Source organism: Phaeospirillum tilakii (genome assembly GCF_042683125.1).
Classification (GTDB): domain Bacteria; phylum Pseudomonadota; class Alphaproteobacteria; order Rhodospirillales; family Magnetospirillaceae; genus Phaeospirillum; species Phaeospirillum tilakii.
The window spans coordinates 1-15508 of record NZ_JBHUIY010000004.1 but is presented as its reverse complement, the minus strand read 5'-3'; the positions used below and the strand labels follow the sequence as shown (position 1 = coordinate 15508).

Genomic DNA, 15508 nt, shown 5'->3' with positions numbered 1-15508 from the left:
TTTCTCAATGACACCCCCAAGGGCAATCGCACTGTGGTGCGATACTGATTGAGTTTCGCACTATCGTGCGATACCATCCTTGGATCATGACCATTGCACAGACCCTTCTGCGCATTCGCGCGTTCGCAGCGCAGCCCGGTTGGACCAAGACCAGGCTGGCGCGGGAAGCCGGGCTCCATGACACCCGCCTGCGGCACATGGACGACGACGGCTGGAACCCGACCCGCCGAACGATCGAGGCGCTCGAATCCGTCATCCCGCCCGACTGGCAGCCCGGCCCGGGCGCCGACACCCCCACACCCTCGGAGGCTGCGTGATGCCCAAGCGATCGCATCAACCCTGCCCCCTGGCGGTCTGGGCTGCGCTCCCCGATGCACCGCCGATCTGCTCCGATCCCTTTATCGACATCCCGATACGGGCGGCGGTGCAGGTGATGACGATTCTGGCGCGGGCCGGGGTGATTTCTCCACAGACGGCCGTCAGCACCCTGGAGCCCGGCGCATGACCCACCACGACAACGTCCTCGACTTGCATGCCCACCCCCGCTGGCTTGTGCTGCACCAAGTGTCGGTGAGATGCACACGCAAATCGACGACGAATGATGACAGCGATTTACAGATGGCTGTGGCCGCCTGCATCCGCCGGTTCGCGGTTGCGGCGGGCGGCATCGACGCGGCGGCGGATCTGGTGGGGGTCGAGCCCCGCACCTTTCGCGGGTGGCAGGTCGCCGGGGCCAACCTCCCCCGAGCCGAGCATCTGTTGCGCGCGGGAAAATGCTACCCGCCGCTGGCGGACCTGCTGGCCCGCGAGATGGGCCTCCGCGTCGATGGCCTGACCGCCCAGGAGCTTGCCGCCCTCCGTGCCCTGCTGCCGGCCGCCCGCGTGGTCGAGCGGCTGGTCGAGACGGATCAGGCCCAGGCCGACCTGTTTGCCGGATAGGAGGCTGCCGTGCCTCGACCAACCCCTCTTTGGAAACTCCCTCCCGATCAGCGGCGCGCCGAGAAAGAGCGCCGCCGCCAAGCCCGAAAGGATGCCGCCGTGTCCCAATCCCCCGCCCCCGCTCCCTCCCCCGACGACGAGATCTATGGCCTCGCCCGCGCCATCATCGACACCCACGTCGCCGCCATCGACGAGGCTCGTCAGGCCAAGGATGATGGCACCACCGGCCACGCCAGCGCCTGGAAGGCCGCGAAAAAAGTTGGCCTCCCGGTAGATCCGCTGAAGCTGTGCCTCAAGCTGAAGCGGATGTCGGAGAGCAAGCGGCGCGACTTCCTGCGCGGCTTCGACGCTTTGCGGATCTCGTATTTCGGCTGGGACAACCAGCTCGACATGTTCGAGGCCTCCCGGTCGACGGTCGAAGCCGAGGCGGCCGAGGCTGAGCCGGAAAGCGCGGTCGAGGCGGTCGAGGATGCCCCGGAGCCGGTCGCCGCGCCGGCGATCGATCAGGATGGGATCAAGGCCAAGATCGACCGGGCGATGGAAGCGGCCAAGGACGCCGTCGCCCTGGCTCCCGAAACCGACCCCGAAGCCGATCATGCCGGCACCGCGTTCAACCAGGGGCGCATGGCGGCCTTGGCCGGGCAAACCGGGGAGCAGAACCCTTACAAGCGCGCCAGCTTGCGCGGCAGGGTCTGGGCTCAGGGCCACGCGAAGGGGGTGGCCGAGCGCGCCGCCAAGCAGTTCGAGGGCGATGCGGCTGCGTCGAATGTCGTTGCGCTGCCGGTCGAGCCCACCGCCTTGGGCGACGCCCGCCCGGCCTTTCCGCACTGAGGCCACGCCGCGATGCCCGACACCCCCACGCCTGAAGTGCGGCTCGTCATCCACGGCGAGCCGGCCTCAAAAGCCAATTCCCGCCGCATCGTGCCGAGAGGGAAGCGGTTCGCCTCGATCAAGTCGGACAAGGCATTGGGTTGGCTGGAGCGGGCGGAGGGGGAAATCCCCCGCCCGGATCGCCTGCCCTTCCCCGGCGGGGAGGTGGTCGCCTTCATCGCGATCTACTACGCCACCCACCGCCCGGATCTGGATGAATCCCTGGTGCTCGACTTCCTGCAAGGGCGCGTCTACGCCAACGACCGGCAGGTTCGCGAACGCCACACCTACCATTTCATCGACCGCGACAACCCCCGCGTCGAGGTCGTGGTGCGGCCGAGGGCGGCGGCATGAGCGCCCCTGCCCTCCGCCCCTACCAGAGCAAGGCCGTTGCCGAGGTGCTCGCCCACCTCCAGCGCGGCGCCGAGGGCGTGCTGCTCGAAAGCCCGGTCGGCAGCGGCAAGACCACGATGGGGATGGAGATCGTTGACCGCGTGATCGGCGCCGGCCAGCGGGTGGCGTGGTTCACCCACCGGCAGGAGCTGCGCGATCAGGCGGCGGCGCGGGCCGACCTCTACGACCTCGCCTATGGGATCATCGCCCCGGGCGAGGAGGTGACCTCGGCCCGGCTGCACGTCGCCAGCATCGACACCGTGACGGCGCGGATGGATGCGCTCCGGCCCTGGCTGGCCTCGCTCGATCTGGCGGTGTTCGACGAGGCGCACCACGTCGCCGCCGCCGGCTGGACCCGGATCGCCGACGCTATGCCCCGGGCGCGCAAGCTCGGGCTGACCGCCACCCCCTATCGGCTCGACGGCAAGGGGCTCGGCGAGGGCGGGCATTTCACGGCGACGGTGCGCACCCTCTCGATTGCCGAGTTGACCGAGGCCGGCTACCTCGCCCCGGCCCAGGTCTATGCGCCGCCCTCGTCGCTCGACCTGTCCAAGGTCGCCAAGCGCGGCGGCGACTTCGCCCTGGGCGAGATGGCCCGCGCGGTCGAGGCGGCCGGGCTGGCGGTGCTTGGCCGTCGCTGGTATGCCACCCATTGCCCCGGCGAGCCGGCCGTCGTCTTTTGCCCCACGGTCGAGCTGGCCGAGGCCAGCGCCGCCGCCTATCGCGAGGCCGGCTGGCTGGCCACCTCGGTCGATGGCTCGATGTCCGCCCGGGAGCGCGCCGCGGCGATCGGTGGGCTTGCAGACGGGTCGGTGCAGGTGCTGACCTCCTGCGCCCTGATCGGCGAGGGGCTCGATATCCCCGCCATCGCCTGCGCCACCCTTGAGCGCCCCACCGCCTCGACCTCGCTCTACGTCCAGATGATCGGGCGCGCCCTGCGGCCCCACCCCGACAAGAGCCACGCCACCATCCTTGATCTGGTCGGCAACTGCTCGCGCCATGGCATGTACGACGCTCGCCGGGCCTGGGACCTCAAGGGCGGGCTGCGCGGGCTGGAGAAGGCTGTAGCCGCCGTCTGGCGCTGCCGCAAATGCCACCGCGTCCAGGGGCGACCCGACGAGAACACGGTGATGCGCTGCGACTGCGGCAACACCCAGACGGTCAAGGGCTGGCAACCGCCTGCGATCGAGGCCCATCCGCCGATCGCCGGCATCCCCGCCGACTACCTGCTCAGCATGAAGTGGAAGGACGCGGTCAAGGCCTGCAAGACGCACGCCGATCTGGTGATGTTCTTCCGGCTCTACGGGCAGATCCACCCAGGGAAGTGCCAGAACCCCGAGGCCATGGCCCGGATGCACATGGACCAGCGCAACGCCTGGAAGCGGCGCGAATTTCGGGCTGGAGGGTGGAAATGACCCCCGAGGAAGGAGGGCCGCTGAATGGCCTGGCTCTATGCGCCGGGGGCGGCGGGCTCGAACTCGCCTTGCACATCGCCTGCCCCGGGTATCGCACTGTGGGTTACGTCGAGCGGGAAGCCTTTGCTGCGGCCTCCCTCGTGGCCCGGATGGAAGCGGCGGAGCTGGATCAGGCTCCTGTCTGGGACGACCTTGCCACCTTCGACGGCCGACGCTGGCGTGGATGCGTGGATATCGTCTCTGCGGGCTATCCGTGCCAGCCGTTCAGCCTCGCCGGCCGGCGACGCGGCGCCGATGACCCCCGCCACCTCTGGCCCCACGTCGCCCGCATCGTCGCCGAATGCGAGCCCGGCGCCGTCTGGCTCGAAAACGTCGCCCACCATCTTCGTCTGGGGTTCCGAGAGGTCCACGAAGAGCTGGAGCGCATGGGTTATCGCGTTGCAGCGGGATTGTTCACGGCGGCTGAAGTCGGCGCGAGCCATGAACGCAAGCGGCTGTTCGTCCTGGCCCACCGCGCGGGCGGCGGACGGCAACGGGTCGAGCTATCAGCGGGATCGGGGGCAGAAGGGAGCGGAGCGGCCGACCCTGCTGGGGGCGGCGATCACATGGCCGACGCCATCGGCCTCGGATGGGGAGCGAGCGGGAACGATCACCGCCGGCATGTCGGGCCAATCCTTGGCGCAGGCGGTGAACACCCCGGCGATCTGGCCGACACCGCGGGCGGGCGACGGCGACAAATGGAGCGCCAGGAAGCAGCGAGACGACAGTCTGACGCAACAGGCGATGGCATGGCCGACGCCGGCAGCCCGGGACTGGCGGGCGCCGAACAGCGCGGCCAGCCACGACCGGCGCAACGAGGGAAGCGGACGCGGCCAGCAACTGCCCAATTTCGTGGAGCACCGTTTCTCTTCGCTCCCGGCCCCGGGGACGAGCGATGGCCCGACATCATCGCCGAACGGCCAGACCTCGCGCCGGCGGTTGAACCCGCAGTTCGCGGAATGGCTCATGCAGTGGCCCATCGGGTGGACCGCCTGCGACTCGTCGGCAACGGCGTTTGCCCGCTGGAAGCAGCGTTCGCGTTCCGCACTCTCCGCGCTGCTCTCGCGGCCGGCGATCGAGGCGGACGGGCAATTGCGGCTGTTCGGGGAGGCTGCTGAATGACCCCCGACCCCACCCACGAAGCCGACCTGCTCGACAAATTGGCCGCTGTCCACGACATCCGGGCCGCCAGCGCCACCGACGCCGAGACCCGCGCCGATCACGAGAGCGCGGCCAGGGCCTGCCGACGCCGGGCTGAGGACTGGCGGGCCGGGCGCATCAAATGGCCGACCGTCGCAGTCGAGAGGGGGCGGCGATGAGCAGCGCCACAGGCCATTACCGCATGCACCGCGGCTGGATGGACAATCCGGCCCTCGGCGGCGCCCGCGAGTCGTTCTGCCGACGGGCGGCATGGTGTTGGCTGATCGAGAATGCCGCCTGGAAGCCCCGGCGCGAAAGCATCGCCGGGCGCACGGTCGAGCTTCAGCGCGGGCAGGTCACCGCCTCGCTGCGGTTCATGGCGAAGGCATGGGGCTGGTCCGAGCCGGCAGTTCGACGATTCATCGAGCGTCTCAAAACCGACGCAATGATCGACGCAGCAACCGACGCAGGGCAGATGGTCATAACCATCTGTAATTACGACAAATATCAAGCTGAAGCCGGCAACACCGACGCAGCAACCGACGCACCTTCCGACGCAGAAGCGACGCAGGAGCGACGCAAAGAAGAAAGAAAGAAAGAAGGGAATCTAGGTGGTGGTGGGGACGCGCGCTCGCGCGAGGACGCCGATCCGGTCACCGAACCGGACGCCTCGACGGGCATCGACCCGTTCCAGCCGGATGCACGCACCGTCGTCAGCCGGTTCCACCACCTGCGCCGCACCCTCTGGCCCACCGAGGCCAAGTTTCCGGCGCCGGACCTGACCCTGCTGACCCAGGCAGCGGAGTACCTCCAGGGCGCACCGCTCGCCCTGGTGCTCGACGTGATCGAGCACGGCATGCGCACCGCCGCAGCCGATGGCCGACCCGCCACCCAATCGCTGAAGGCGTTTTGCCTGTCGATACCAAACGCCGCCGTCTCCCACCGAAAATCGCTTGGAGGAGCCCATGGCACCGACCAACCTCGCCCCCGCTCTGCGCGCCGCCGCCCCTACGACCCTGACGAGAGCCGACGCCGGACGCTTGAGGCGTTCCCTGACCTCGTGGACGGGCCTCTCTGAGGCGCTCCCTGACGGCGTGGCCGAGCTGCTGCCGGCGGCTCGGGCCGACATCGAGGCCCGTCTGGCCCCGGTGGATCCGGCGGTCATGGCCGGCCTGATGCAGCGGATGTGGGATGCCGGCGTGCCCCAGCCCGAGCCCATCACCCTGGCCGAGTGGCGGCGGCTGCTGTCGCCCTACCCCGCCGCCGTGCTGGCGTCGGCCTTCGACCAAGTGGTTCGAACCCACCGGTGGCCGGACCCGCCCAAGATCGCCGACGTGGTGCGGTGGGTCGGCGAGGCGATGACCCGGCTGACGGACTGGCGCCACACCATCGCCCAGGCCGAGCTGCGGGCCAAGCTGGAGGCCAAGGGGCGGGCCGACGATGACGCCCGCCGCGCCAGGGTGGCTCGCTGGCAGGCGGGGCTCTCTCCGGAGGACCGGGACGCCCTCGCCCAGGTCAGAGCCCGTCTCGCGGCCGGGGAGAGTGCCGCGGCGATCGTCGCCGGGAGCATGCGGACGTGACACCGATTGACGACCATGGAGGACCGAATTGAGCAAGCGCAACCGAGGTGGACGCCGCCGGCAGCAGGGGGAGCGGTACCCGAGCGGCGACCTGCGCCCCCGGGAGACGATCCCCCCCGAGGCCCTCAAGCGGCGGGCGGAACTGGCCGGCTGCTCGCCGGAGATCGCCGCCAAGCGACCGGAGGCGGGCTACGCCCTCGGGCAGTTGCTGATGCGGGGCGTCATCGACCAGCGCCAGCACGACGCGGGCATCGCTTTCGGCCGTGACTGGACCCGGTGGGCGCTGATGGCCGGCCTGCCGGCGCACCAGCCCCGACAGCCCACCGGGCAGCCCCGCCACGAGCCGACCGCCAAGGACTGGCTGGAGGTCCGCGACCGATACCTCGCCGCCTGCGCCGCCGTGCGAGACCGGCGCCCCGCCGGGCTGGTGTGGGCAGCGGTCGAGATGGTGGTTGCCGATGAGGTCGCGCAGCCGATCCTCGACGGGCTGACCGGCCCGGCCGGCGTCCGTGCCTTGCGTGATGGGCTCGACGCCTTGGCCGAGCATTACCGCATCCCCCGGCGTGAGGTGGCTTGACCCTTTCGACGGCATGACGTAATTTGGGAAATGTCAATTAGTTGAATTGCGCCCGGAGCCGAAAGGTTGCCGGGCGTTTTTCATTTTCAGACCCGGACATCGCCATGACCGCCAAACGCTCGACCGACTGGGAGGCGATCGAGCGCGAGTTCAGGGCCGGCCAGCTGTCGGTGCGCGAGATCGCCCGGCAGCACGGGGTGACCGACACCGCCGTTCGCAAGCGGGCCAAGGTCGAGCAATGGGACCGCGACCTGTCCGGTCAGGTCCGCGAGGTGGTTCGCAGCCGGCTGGTTCGCACCGAGGTTCGCAGCGCCAACGCGCGCGAGGCGGTCGATGCCGCCGCCGCTCGGGGCGTCGATGTCGTCCTCCGTCACCGCCGCCGGCTGTCCCGTCTGGGCGATCTGGCCGACCGGCTGGCCGAGCGGGCCGAGACGCTGCTGAGTGCGGACGATCCTTTGCCGCTCGATGCCCTGGCCGACGCCGCGCAGACCGTCGAAAGCGTCGGCCGTGCCGTCGATCGCCTCATCAAGGGCGAGCGCCAGGCCTTCGGGCTCGACGATGCCGGCGGCGGCGAGGGTGACGACGCCCTGGCCGAGCGCCTCGCCCGGGCCAAGCGGAGACTGACCCCCGATGCGTGACGCCGTGATCGACCTCGCCGCCCGCTGCCAGTTCGACCCGCTGCGGTGGTCGCTGGCTGCCTGGGATTGGGGCCAGGGCGCGTTGGCCGAGGTCGAGGGGCCGCGCGACTGGCAGCGCGACATCCTCGGCGCGATCCGCGACCACCTCGCCGACCCGGCCACCCGGTTCCAGCCCTGCCAGATCGCGGTCTCTTCCGGCCACGGCATCGGCAAGTCGGCGCTGATGGGGATGCTGTCGAACTGGGCGCTGTCCTGCCATGTCGGGGCCCGCATCCTCACCACCGCCAACACCGAGGCCCAGCTGCGCACCAAGACGGCGCCCGAGGTCGGCCGCTGGTTCGGGATGTCGCTGACCGCGTCCTGGTTCAACACCCAGGCCACCGCGATCAAGGCGCGCGACCCGGCCCAGGCCGAGGGCTGGCGCCAGGATTTCGTCTCCTGGTCGGCCACCAACACCGAGGCCTTCGCCGGGCTGCACAATCAGGGGCGGCTGGTGATGCTGCTGTTCGACGAGGCCTCCAACATCGACGACAAGGTGTGGGAGGTGGCCGAAGGCGCCCTGACCGACGCCGACACCATCCTGATCTGGGTGGTGTTCGGCAATCCCACCCGCAATTCCGGCCGCTTCCGTGAATGTTTCCGCCGCTATCGCCATCGCTGGCTGACCCGCCAGATCGACAGCCGCACCGTCCCCGGCACCAACCTCGCCAAGATCGAGCAATGGAGGCTCGATCACGGCGAGGACAGCGACTTCTTCAAGGTCCGGGTCCGGGGCGAGTTCCCCAGCCAGTCCGCCCGGCAGTTCATCAGCGGCGATGATGCCGACGCGGCGCGGGGGCGGCACCTGCGGCCCGAGCAGTATTCCTTCGCCCCGGTGGTGCTGGGGGTCGATCCGGCCTGGACCGGGGATGACGAGTTCGTCATCGCCCTGCGCCAGGGGCTCTACGCCAAGACCCTGCTGACCCTGGCCCGCAATGACGACGACGTGGCGATGGCCGGGGTGATCGCCCGCCTCGCCGCCGAGCACCACGCCGACGCGGTGTTCGTCGATGCCGGCTTCGGGACCGGCATCGTCTCGGCCGGCCGGGCACTCGGGCATAGCTGGCGCCTGGTGTGGTTCTCCGGCCAGAGCCCCGACCCCGGTTGCCTCAACATGCGCGCCTTCATGTGGCGCGAGATGCGCGACTGGCTGAAGCAGGGCGGCGCGATCGATCAGGCCGACGCCACGCTCTACCAGGATCTGGTTGGCCCCGAGACCGTGGCCCGGCTCGACGGCAAGATCCAGTTGGAAGCCAAGGAGGCGATGAAGCAACGCGGCCTGCCCTCCCCCAACCGCGCCGACGCGCTGGCGCTGACCTTCGCCGCCCCGGTCGCCCGGCACAGTGCCGCCGCCGGGGTGCCGACGTTCGCGGCCGACCAACAGCAGGAGTACTGACATGGGGCTTTTTGGCGGTGGCGGTGGCGGCAGCGCCCCGGCGGTGGCGACGACGGTCGCGACCAAGGCGGCGAGCTATGCTGACGACGCGGTGCAGGACGCCTACGAATCGACCCGCAGGCGCAACGCGGCGGCCGGCACCGGTGCCACCATCCTCACCGGCGGCTTGGGCGACAGCGGCAAGGTCGGCACCGCCACCTCCAGCAAGACGTTGCTGGGGCAATGACCATGGACGCCGCCGCGATCCGCCGCCAGTGCCTGGGCCGGCTCAGCCAGCTTGAGACCGAGCGCGAGTCGTGGGTCGCCCATTGGCGCGACGTGTCCGACATGATCCTGCCCCGGCGCGGCCGCTTCCTGGTGTCCGACCGCAACAAGGGCGGCCGGCGCAACCGCAAGATCATCGACAACACCGGCACCCTGGCGCTGCGCACCATGGCCGCCGGGCTGATGAGCGGGATCACCAGCCCGGCGCGGCCGTGGTTCATGCTGGCGGCCCAGTCTCCCGCCCTAGCCCGCGATGACGGCGTCCAGCGCTGGCTGGCCGATGTCACCGCCCTGCTGCGCGAGATCTTCAGCGCCTCCAACGCCTATGACGCGCTGGCGGCGGTCTATGAGGAGCTGGCGGCGTTCGGAACCGCCGCGATGGTGGTGCTGCCCGACTTCGACGACGTGATCACCTGCGAGACCCTCACCGTCGGGCAGTATTACATCGCCGCCGGCAAGACAGGTCAGGTGGACACCCTGTACCGGGTCTACAGCCTCAGCGTCGCCCAGGTGGTCGATGAGTTCGCCCCGGCCGACCCCGCCGGCAAGCGGGACTGGAGCGCCATCTCGCCCACCACCCGGACCCTGTTCGACAACAACCGGCTCGACGCCTGGGTCGAAGTGGTGCAGGCGATCGAGCCCAACCGCGACCACCGCCCTGGTCCGGGGCCGGCTTGGCGCAAGCCGTGGCGCTCGGTCTGGATCGAGAAAGGGGCACCTGACGACAAGCTGCTGCGGATCTCTGGCTTCGACGAGTTCCCGGCGATGTGCCCGCGCTGGAACCTGACCGCGCCCGACATCTACGGCACCAGCCCGGCGATGGACGCGCTGGGCGATGTCGAGCAGCTCCAGGCCCAGGAGAAGGACAAGTCGCTCGCCATCCAGAAGATGGTCAAGCCGCCGCTCAATGTGCCGGCCAACCTGCGCGGCAATTCGGTGGTCAACCCGCTGCCCAACGGCACCACTTTCTACGATCTGGCCGGCGGGCCGACGCCGCCGGTGGCGACGCCGCTGTATCAGGTCCAGCCCCGGCTGGGCGAGATGCAGGAGGACATGGACCGGGTCCGCCGCCGGATCCGCGACGCCTTCTACGTCGATCTGTGGCTGATGATCAGCCAGATGGACCGCGCCGGCGTCACCGCCACCGAGATCGACGCCCGCCGCGAGGAAAAGCTGCTGATGCTGGGGCCGGTGCTGGAACGGCTGCATCACGAGTTCCTCGACCCGCTGATCGACCGCGTTTTCGCCATCGCCAGCCGGGCCGGCCTGCTGCCGCCGCCGCCGCCGGCCCTGGCCGGGCAGCGGCTGCGGGTGCGTTACGTCTCGATGCTGGCCCAGGCCCAGCGCGCGGTGGCCGCTGGGGCGATCGAGCGTCTGTGCGGTTTCGTCGGCAATTTGGCCGGCGCCGACCCTGCGATCCTCGACACGATCGACTTCGACCACGCCATCGACTCCTACGCTGACGCGATCGGCGCCGACCCCCGCCTGCTCAAGCCGGCGGACGTGGTGGCGGCGATCAGGCAGGCCCGGGCCAAGCAGCAGCAGGCCGCCCAGGCGATGGCCGCCGTTCAGCAGGGGGCTGCAAGCGCCCAGTTGCTCAGCCAGACCGACACCAGCCGGCCGGGCAACGCCCTGACCGACATCCTCGGCAACGTCACCGGCGCCCTGCCATGAGCCGCCGCCGACCCGACCCGACCTTCGCGGCCGACGACGTCCCGCCGGCCAAGACTGATCTGACCCCGGAGGAGGCCGACCTTGCCGCCGTGCTGGCCACCCCCGCCGGTCGCCGGGTGCTGCGCCGGATCGTCGCCCAGGCCGACCCGCTGCGGCCGGCCGGCGTCGGCGACCCCATCGCCGCCGCCTACATCGCCGGGGGCCGCGACCTCGCCCTGATTCTCGCGGGCTGGGTCCGCGCCGCCGCTCCCGAGCATCTCCCCGTCATTTTGTTGGAGGCCTGACCCCATGCTGTTCCGCCGTCCCACCCCCGTCCGCGCCGCCGAGGGCGGTGGCGGCGGATCTCCCGCCACGCCCGCTCCGGCTGCCCCGGAGGCTCTCGCGGCTCCGGCCGATGCCGCGCCGGCCGCTCCCGGCACCCTGCTGGGGGGCGCTCCGGCGGCTCAGCCCTCCCCCACCCCGCCGGCCGATGGGCAGCCCCAGGGCGAGGGCAAACCCGGCGACAAGCCGGCCGAGGGCAAGGAGGGCGACAAGCCCGAGCCCAAGCCGCTGACCGCCGAGGATTTCGCCAGCGGCATCAAGATGCCCGACGATCTCCCGATCACCAACCCCGAGGGGCTGGCCGCCTTCCGCAGCCTCGCCGCCGAGGCCGGGCTGTCGGTTGATCAGGCCCAGAGGCTGGTTGATTTCCAGGCCGGCCAGATCCGCGCCCAGCAGCAGGCCGCCCAGGCCACCATCGCCGACTGGAGCAAGCAGGCCGCCGCCGACAAGGAATTCGGTGGGGAGGCGTTCGCGGCCAATGCCGGCATCGCCCGGCAGGCGTTGCAGGCCTTCGCCACCCCGGCGCTGGTCGAGCTGTTCAATCAGACCGGCATCGGCAACCACCCCGAGATGATCCGCGCCTTCTACCGCGTCGGCAAGGCGATGGCGGAAGACGGCCGTGTCGCCGCCAGCGGCGCGCCCAAGGGCGACCGCCTCGCCGCCCTCTACCCCACCATGGTTTCCAAGGAGTAACCGATGGCCACCCTCGTCTCCACCAACCCGACCCTGGCCGACCTTGCCAAGGCGCTCGATCCCGACGGCTCGATCGCCCAGGTGGTCGAGATCCTCAATCAGGTCAACGAAGTTCTCGACGACATGACCTTCATCGAGGGCAACCTGCCGACCGGGCACCGCACCACCGTCCGCGCCGGCCTGCCCCAGCCGACCTGGCGCAAGCTGTATGGCGGCGTCCAGCCCGGCAAGTCGAGCCGCGTCAGCGTCACCGATTCCTGCGGCATGCTGGAGGCCTATGCCGAGGTCGACAAGGCGCTGGCCGATCTCAACGGCAACACCGCCGCCTTCCGCCTGTCCGAGGACAAGGCCCACATCGAGGGGATGAGCCAGGAAGTGGCCCAGACCCTGTTCTACGGCAACGAGGGCACCGAGCCCGAAGCCTTCACCGGCCTCGCCCCGCGCTACAACAGCCTGTCGGCCGAAAATGCCGACAACATCATCAATGCCGGCGGCACCGGGTCGGACAACACCTCGATCTGGCTGGTGGTGTGGGGGCCGGACACCTGCCACGGCATCTATCCCAAGGGCTCGCAGGCCGGGCTCAAGCACAAGGATCTGGGCGAGGTCACCATCGAGAACGCCGACGGCGCGAACGGGCGGATGCAGGCCTACCGCACCCATTACCGCTGGGATGTCGGCCTGACCTTGCGCGACTGGCGCTACGTCGCCCGCATCGCCAACATCGACGTGTCCGACCTCGGCACCCTCGCCAACACCAAGAACCTGCTGACCTGGATGATCCAGGCCAGCGAGCGGATCCCGGTGCTCGGGCGCGGGCGGGCCTGCTGGTACATGAACCGGACCCTGCGCGAGAAGCTGCGGCTCGGCATCATCGAGAAGGTCGCCGGCAACCTGACCGAGGAAACCGTCGCCGGCAAGCGGGTGATGGCCTTCGATGGCATCCCGGTCCGCCGCACCGACGCCATCCTCAACACCGAAACCGTCGTGTCGTAAGGAGCGCCCCGCGATGATCCTCGATGAACGCACCGAATTCTGCGACGCCACCACCCTCAACACCGGGGCGGCCGGCACCTACCTGCTCGGCGACGTAATCGACCTCGGCAAGACCGGGCTCGACATGGGCCAGGGCAACGACCTCTATCTGGTGATCCAGGTGGACACCGCCGCGACCTCGGGCGGCTCGGCCACCGCGACCTTCAAGCTGGCCTCCGACGCCCAGCCGGCCATCGCCACCGACGGCAGCGCCAGCGTCCACATCGTCACCGACACCATCGCGGTGGCGTCGCTGACCGCCGGCAAGACGGTCTATGCCGGCGTGCTGCCGCGCGGCACCTACGAGCGGTATCTCGGCCTACTTCAGGTCACCGGCACCGCTGCTTTCACCGCCGGCAAGGTCAACGCTTTCCTGACCCACGACCCGGCCGGCTGGAAAGCCTACGCCGACGCGAGCTGAGGAGCCTGACCCATGCCGCAATATCGCCTGACCGCCGACGCCTTTGTCGGCGGTCACCGCCGCCGCAAGGGCGAGGTCATCGAGTGGAGCGGGCCGGTCGGCACCGCCATGCAGCCGATCGACCCGCCCGAGCCCGTCCCGCCCTCCGCCAAGGCCGGCGGCAAGGGCAAGGCCACCCCCGATCAGGACGCCTGACCATGAAAACCTATCAGTGCCACAAGCGCGTCAAGGCCGCGCAGATCGCCAGCATCTCCGACGTGATCCACAGCGAGACCGAGGGTTACCGGGTCGTCACGACGACCGAGGGCGAGGAAATCCACGTCAAGGCCGACATCCTCGCCCACTGGCAGGGTCCGGTCGAAGGGAATGCCATCGTCGAATACGAGGACGGCTACCGCGCCCTGTCTCCCTGGCCGGCGTTCGAGGGAGGATACACCGAACTGCGCCCCATGACCGGGGTGCAGTTCCGCAAAAAGCCTGTCGTGATCCAGGCCATCAAGTTCGATGGCACCAACGTCATCGACGTGCACCAGTTCATCGCCGGGTCGGCGCCAGAGCGAAACTGTCGAAAGGCTGAAGACGCCTGGGACGATTTCTGCGAACTGGCCCGCCGCGATGGGTACCCCATTCAGACGCTCGAAGGCGAGATGCGGGCGAGTGTCGGCGACTGGATCATTCGGGGAGTCAAGGGCGAATACTATCCCTGCAAGCCCGACATCTTCGAGACGACCTACGAGGCAGCGACCGCCGACGCCGTCGCCCCAGATCGCCCCGACAACCTGCCGTTCGGCGATGCCCTGCTGGCGCTCAAGGCCGGCGAGCGTGTCGCCCGCGCCGGGTGGGACGGCAAGGGGATGTGGTTGTGCCTGTGTGATTTCTCGCAGGACACCATTACGTTCCCCGAATTCGGCATCGATCACCCCCACCGCAAGCTGCCCTGGATCGGCATGAAGGCTTCCGACAACGGCTTCGTTCCGTGGCTGGCGTCGCAGACCGACATGCTCGCCACCGACTGGCAGATCGTAGGCGCCTGACCATGGCCGTCTCGCCCGTCTCCCTCTGCAACCTCGCCCTGGTGCGACTGGGCGGGACGACCATCGCGGCGCTCAACGAGGGCTCGAAGGAAAGCATCCTCTGCGACCTGCTGTTCGAGTCCTCGCGCGACGCCACGCTGCGCGACCATCCCTGGAACTTCGCCACCCTGCGCCGCACCCTGGCCAGCACGGGCAACCCGGTCGAGCCGTGGGCCCATGCCTATGCCTATCCGGTCAACTGCCTGTTCGCCCGCGAGATCGTCAATCCGCGCGGACGGCAGGCCCCGCCGGTGCCGTTCGAGGTGGCCGGTGACGGATCGGGCGGCCGGGTGATCTACACCGATCTGGCCCCGGCGGTGCTGCTCTACACCGCCCGGGTCACCGACCTCGCCGCCTGCGATCCGCTGTTCCTCGAGGCATTCTCCTGGAAGCTGGCCGCCGAGCTGGCAATGCCGCTCGCCAACAACAAGGCCCTGATGGACATGGCCCAGGGGCAATACGCCCGCCTGCTGACCGTGGCCCGGGCCTGCGACGGCAACGAAGGCAGGACCGAGCCGCCGGAGATGGCCTCCTGGCTGCTCACCCGCACCGGCAACGAAAGGGCCTGCTGATGACCCAACGCCTGTTCCAGCCCTCGTTCGCCGGGGGCGAGCTGTCGCCCGCGCTGTATGCCCGGGTCGATCTCGGCAAGTACGCGGTCGGCCTGCGCAAGTGCCGCAATTTCATCGTTCACCGCACCGGCGGCGTCTCCAACCGCGCCGGGTTCGAATTCCTCGGCCCGGTCGCCGACGAGAGCGTCACCCCCACCCTGATCCCGTTCCGCTTCAACAACACCTCCCAGGTCTGTCTGCTGGAGTTCGGCGAGAAGACGATGCGGATCTGGTACCGGGGCGGGCTGGTCGAGGATGCCGCCGGCAAGGTGGTGACGGTCGCCAGCCCCTATACCGCCGCCGAGGCCGCCGAACTGTCCCACGCCCAGTCGGGCGACGTGATCTATCTCGCCCATCCCGCCCATCCGCCGCGCAAGCTGGCGCGCAGTT

The 15508-nt window shown here is 69.8% G+C and carries 22 protein-coding genes and 2 pseudogenes; all 24 read left to right on the top strand.

Annotation, left to right across the window (positions count from 1 at the left end; all coding sequences use genetic code 11):
• Positions 1 to 86: 86 nt before the first annotated feature.
• Positions 87 to 317, top strand: coding sequence for a helix-turn-helix domain-containing protein (locus tag ACFSNB_RS03120; protein ID WP_377314423.1), 231 nt, complete (start codon positions 87 to 89; stop codon positions 315 to 317).
• Positions 317 to 505, top strand: coding sequence for a hypothetical protein (locus tag ACFSNB_RS03115; RefSeq protein WP_377314421.1), 189 nt, complete (start codon positions 317 to 319; stop codon positions 503 to 505). Before ACFSNB_RS03120 ends, ACFSNB_RS03115 begins: the two co-directional genes overlap by 1 nt.
• Before the next feature lie 113 nt (positions 506 to 618).
• Positions 619 to 939: a hypothetical protein gene (locus tag ACFSNB_RS03110; RefSeq protein WP_377314419.1), complete on the top strand. Its 321-nt coding sequence runs from the start codon at positions 619 to 621 to the stop codon at positions 937 to 939.
• Positions 940 to 1038: 99 nt separating this feature from the next.
• Positions 1039 to 1770: a ribosome modulation factor gene (locus tag ACFSNB_RS03105; RefSeq protein ID WP_377314417.1), complete on the top strand. Its 732-nt coding sequence runs from the start codon at positions 1039 to 1041 to the stop codon at positions 1768 to 1770.
• Positions 1771 to 1782: 12 nt separating this feature from the next.
• On the top strand, positions 1783 to 2163 hold the full coding sequence (locus tag ACFSNB_RS03100; RefSeq protein WP_377314415.1) for a RusA family crossover junction endodeoxyribonuclease: 381 nt from the start codon (positions 1783 to 1785) through the stop codon (positions 2161 to 2163).
• Positions 2160 to 3617: a DEAD/DEAH box helicase gene (locus tag ACFSNB_RS03095; RefSeq protein WP_377314413.1), complete on the top strand. Its 1458-nt coding sequence runs from the start codon at positions 2160 to 2162 to the stop codon at positions 3615 to 3617. Before ACFSNB_RS03100 ends, ACFSNB_RS03095 begins: the two co-directional genes overlap by 4 nt.
• A pseudogene (locus tag ACFSNB_RS03090) lies at positions 3614 to 4078 on the top strand (DNA cytosine methyltransferase); the annotation flags it as partial. The gene ACFSNB_RS03095 and the pseudogene ACFSNB_RS03090, both read left to right, overlap by 4 nt.
• Before the next feature lie 199 nt (positions 4079 to 4277).
• Positions 4278 to 4778 (top strand): hypothetical protein, encoded by a 501-nt coding sequence (locus ACFSNB_RS03085; protein WP_377314641.1) that lies wholly within the window; start codon positions 4278 to 4280, stop codon positions 4776 to 4778.
• Positions 4775 to 4975: a hypothetical protein gene (locus tag ACFSNB_RS03080; protein WP_377314411.1), complete on the top strand. Its 201-nt coding sequence runs from the start codon at positions 4775 to 4777 to the stop codon at positions 4973 to 4975. The genes ACFSNB_RS03085 and ACFSNB_RS03080 overlap by 4 nt, the downstream gene beginning before the upstream one ends.
• A complete protein-coding gene (locus tag ACFSNB_RS03075; RefSeq protein ID WP_377314409.1) occupies positions 4972 to 5874 on the top strand; it encodes a hypothetical protein in 903 nt (300 codons plus the stop codon). Before ACFSNB_RS03080 ends, ACFSNB_RS03075 begins: the two co-directional genes overlap by 4 nt.
• A gap of 16 nt (positions 5875 to 5890) precedes the next feature.
• On the top strand, positions 5891 to 6376 hold the full coding sequence (locus ACFSNB_RS03070) for a hypothetical protein (protein WP_377314407.1): 486 nt from the start codon (positions 5891 to 5893) through the stop codon (positions 6374 to 6376).
• Between the two features lie 28 nt (positions 6377 to 6404).
• Positions 6405 to 6953, top strand: a complete 549-nt coding sequence (locus tag ACFSNB_RS03065) for a hypothetical protein (protein ID WP_377314405.1) — start codon at positions 6405 to 6407, stop codon at positions 6951 to 6953.
• Between the two features lie 104 nt (positions 6954 to 7057).
• Positions 7058 to 7591 carry a hypothetical protein gene (locus ACFSNB_RS03060; protein ID WP_377314403.1) on the top strand — a complete coding sequence of 178 codons (534 nt, stop codon included), beginning with the start codon at positions 7058 to 7060 and terminating at the stop codon, positions 7589 to 7591.
• A complete protein-coding gene (locus ACFSNB_RS03055) occupies positions 7584 to 9026 on the top strand; it encodes an MDR/zinc-dependent alcohol dehydrogenase-like family protein (protein ID WP_377314401.1) in 1443 nt (480 codons plus the stop codon). Before ACFSNB_RS03060 ends, ACFSNB_RS03055 begins: the two co-directional genes overlap by 8 nt.
• Position 9027: 1 nt before the next feature.
• Complete coding sequence (locus tag ACFSNB_RS03050; protein ID WP_377314399.1) at positions 9028 to 9252, top strand: hypothetical protein; 225 nt, start codon at positions 9028 to 9030, stop codon at positions 9250 to 9252.
• Entirely contained in the window at positions 9249 to 10964 is a 1716-nt protein-coding gene (locus tag ACFSNB_RS03045) for a portal protein (RefSeq protein ID WP_377314397.1), read from the top strand. The genes ACFSNB_RS03050 and ACFSNB_RS03045 overlap by 4 nt, the downstream gene beginning before the upstream one ends.
• Complete coding sequence (locus tag ACFSNB_RS03040; protein ID WP_377314395.1) at positions 10961 to 11248, top strand: Bbp19 family protein; 288 nt, start codon at positions 10961 to 10963, stop codon at positions 11246 to 11248. Before ACFSNB_RS03045 ends, ACFSNB_RS03040 begins: the two co-directional genes overlap by 4 nt.
• Positions 11249 to 11252: 4 nt before the next feature.
• Positions 11253 to 11978 (top strand): hypothetical protein, encoded by a 726-nt coding sequence (locus ACFSNB_RS03035; protein ID WP_377314393.1) that lies wholly within the window; start codon positions 11253 to 11255, stop codon positions 11976 to 11978.
• Positions 11979 to 11981: 3 nt separating this feature from the next.
• Positions 11982 to 12974: a major capsid protein gene (locus tag ACFSNB_RS03030; RefSeq protein WP_377314391.1), complete on the top strand. Its 993-nt coding sequence runs from the start codon at positions 11982 to 11984 to the stop codon at positions 12972 to 12974.
• A gap of 13 nt (positions 12975 to 12987) precedes the next feature.
• On the top strand, positions 12988 to 13434 hold the full coding sequence (locus ACFSNB_RS03025; RefSeq protein ID WP_377314389.1) for a Bbp16 family capsid cement protein: 447 nt from the start codon (positions 12988 to 12990) through the stop codon (positions 13432 to 13434).
• Between the two features lie 12 nt (positions 13435 to 13446).
• Positions 13447 to 13629: a hypothetical protein gene (locus ACFSNB_RS03020; RefSeq protein ID WP_377314387.1), complete on the top strand. Its 183-nt coding sequence runs from the start codon at positions 13447 to 13449 to the stop codon at positions 13627 to 13629.
• 2 nt (positions 13630 to 13631) lie between these two features.
• Positions 13632 to 14468, top strand: a complete 837-nt coding sequence (locus ACFSNB_RS03015; protein ID WP_377314385.1) for a DUF2829 domain-containing protein — start codon at positions 13632 to 13634, stop codon at positions 14466 to 14468.
• A gap of 2 nt (positions 14469 to 14470) precedes the next feature.
• Positions 14471 to 15079, top strand: coding sequence for a phage connector family protein (locus ACFSNB_RS03010; protein WP_377314383.1), 609 nt, complete (start codon positions 14471 to 14473; stop codon positions 15077 to 15079).
• Positions 15079 to 15508 (top strand): annotated as a pseudogene (locus tag ACFSNB_RS03005) (hypothetical protein); the annotation flags it as partial. The gene ACFSNB_RS03010 and the pseudogene ACFSNB_RS03005, both read left to right, overlap by 1 nt.

Bases quoted from the DNA above. Each gene is read 5' to 3' on its own strand.
- ACFSNB_RS03120 (WP_377314423.1), top strand. From the start codon at position 87: ATGACCATTGCACAGACCCTTCTGCGCATTCGCGCGTTCGCAGCGCAG.
- ACFSNB_RS03115 (WP_377314421.1), top strand. From the start codon at position 317: ATGCCCAAGCGATCGCATCAACCCTGCCCCCTGGCGGTCTGGGCTGCG.
- ACFSNB_RS03110 (WP_377314419.1), top strand. From the start codon at position 619: ATGGCTGTGGCCGCCTGCATCCGCCGGTTCGCGGTTGCGGCGGGCGGC.
- ACFSNB_RS03100 (WP_377314415.1), top strand. From the start codon at position 1,783: ATGCCCGACACCCCCACGCCTGAAGTGCGGCTCGTCATCCACGGCGAG.
- ACFSNB_RS03095 (WP_377314413.1), top strand. From the start codon at position 2,160: ATGAGCGCCCCTGCCCTCCGCCCCTACCAGAGCAAGGCCGTTGCCGAG.
- ACFSNB_RS03085 (WP_377314641.1), top strand. From the start codon at position 4,278: ATGTCGGGCCAATCCTTGGCGCAGGCGGTGAACACCCCGGCGATCTGG.
- ACFSNB_RS03080 (WP_377314411.1), top strand. From the start codon at position 4,775: ATGACCCCCGACCCCACCCACGAAGCCGACCTGCTCGACAAATTGGCC.
- ACFSNB_RS03075 (WP_377314409.1), top strand. From the start codon at position 4,972: ATGAGCAGCGCCACAGGCCATTACCGCATGCACCGCGGCTGGATGGAC.
- ACFSNB_RS03060 (WP_377314403.1), top strand. From the start codon at position 7,058: ATGACCGCCAAACGCTCGACCGACTGGGAGGCGATCGAGCGCGAGTTC.
- ACFSNB_RS03055 (WP_377314401.1), top strand. From the start codon at position 7,584: ATGCGTGACGCCGTGATCGACCTCGCCGCCCGCTGCCAGTTCGACCCG.
- ACFSNB_RS03050 (WP_377314399.1), top strand. From the start codon at position 9,028: ATGGGGCTTTTTGGCGGTGGCGGTGGCGGCAGCGCCCCGGCGGTGGCG.
- ACFSNB_RS03045 (WP_377314397.1), top strand. From the start codon at position 9,249: ATGACCATGGACGCCGCCGCGATCCGCCGCCAGTGCCTGGGCCGGCTC.
- ACFSNB_RS03040 (WP_377314395.1), top strand. From the start codon at position 10,961: ATGAGCCGCCGCCGACCCGACCCGACCTTCGCGGCCGACGACGTCCCG.
- ACFSNB_RS03035 (WP_377314393.1), top strand. From the start codon at position 11,253: ATGCTGTTCCGCCGTCCCACCCCCGTCCGCGCCGCCGAGGGCGGTGGC.
- ACFSNB_RS03030 (WP_377314391.1), top strand. From the start codon at position 11,982: ATGGCCACCCTCGTCTCCACCAACCCGACCCTGGCCGACCTTGCCAAG.
- ACFSNB_RS03025 (WP_377314389.1), top strand. From the start codon at position 12,988: ATGATCCTCGATGAACGCACCGAATTCTGCGACGCCACCACCCTCAAC.
- ACFSNB_RS03020 (WP_377314387.1), top strand. From the start codon at position 13,447: ATGCCGCAATATCGCCTGACCGCCGACGCCTTTGTCGGCGGTCACCGC.
- ACFSNB_RS03015 (WP_377314385.1), top strand. From the start codon at position 13,632: ATGAAAACCTATCAGTGCCACAAGCGCGTCAAGGCCGCGCAGATCGCC.
- ACFSNB_RS03010 (WP_377314383.1), top strand. From the start codon at position 14,471: ATGGCCGTCTCGCCCGTCTCCCTCTGCAACCTCGCCCTGGTGCGACTG.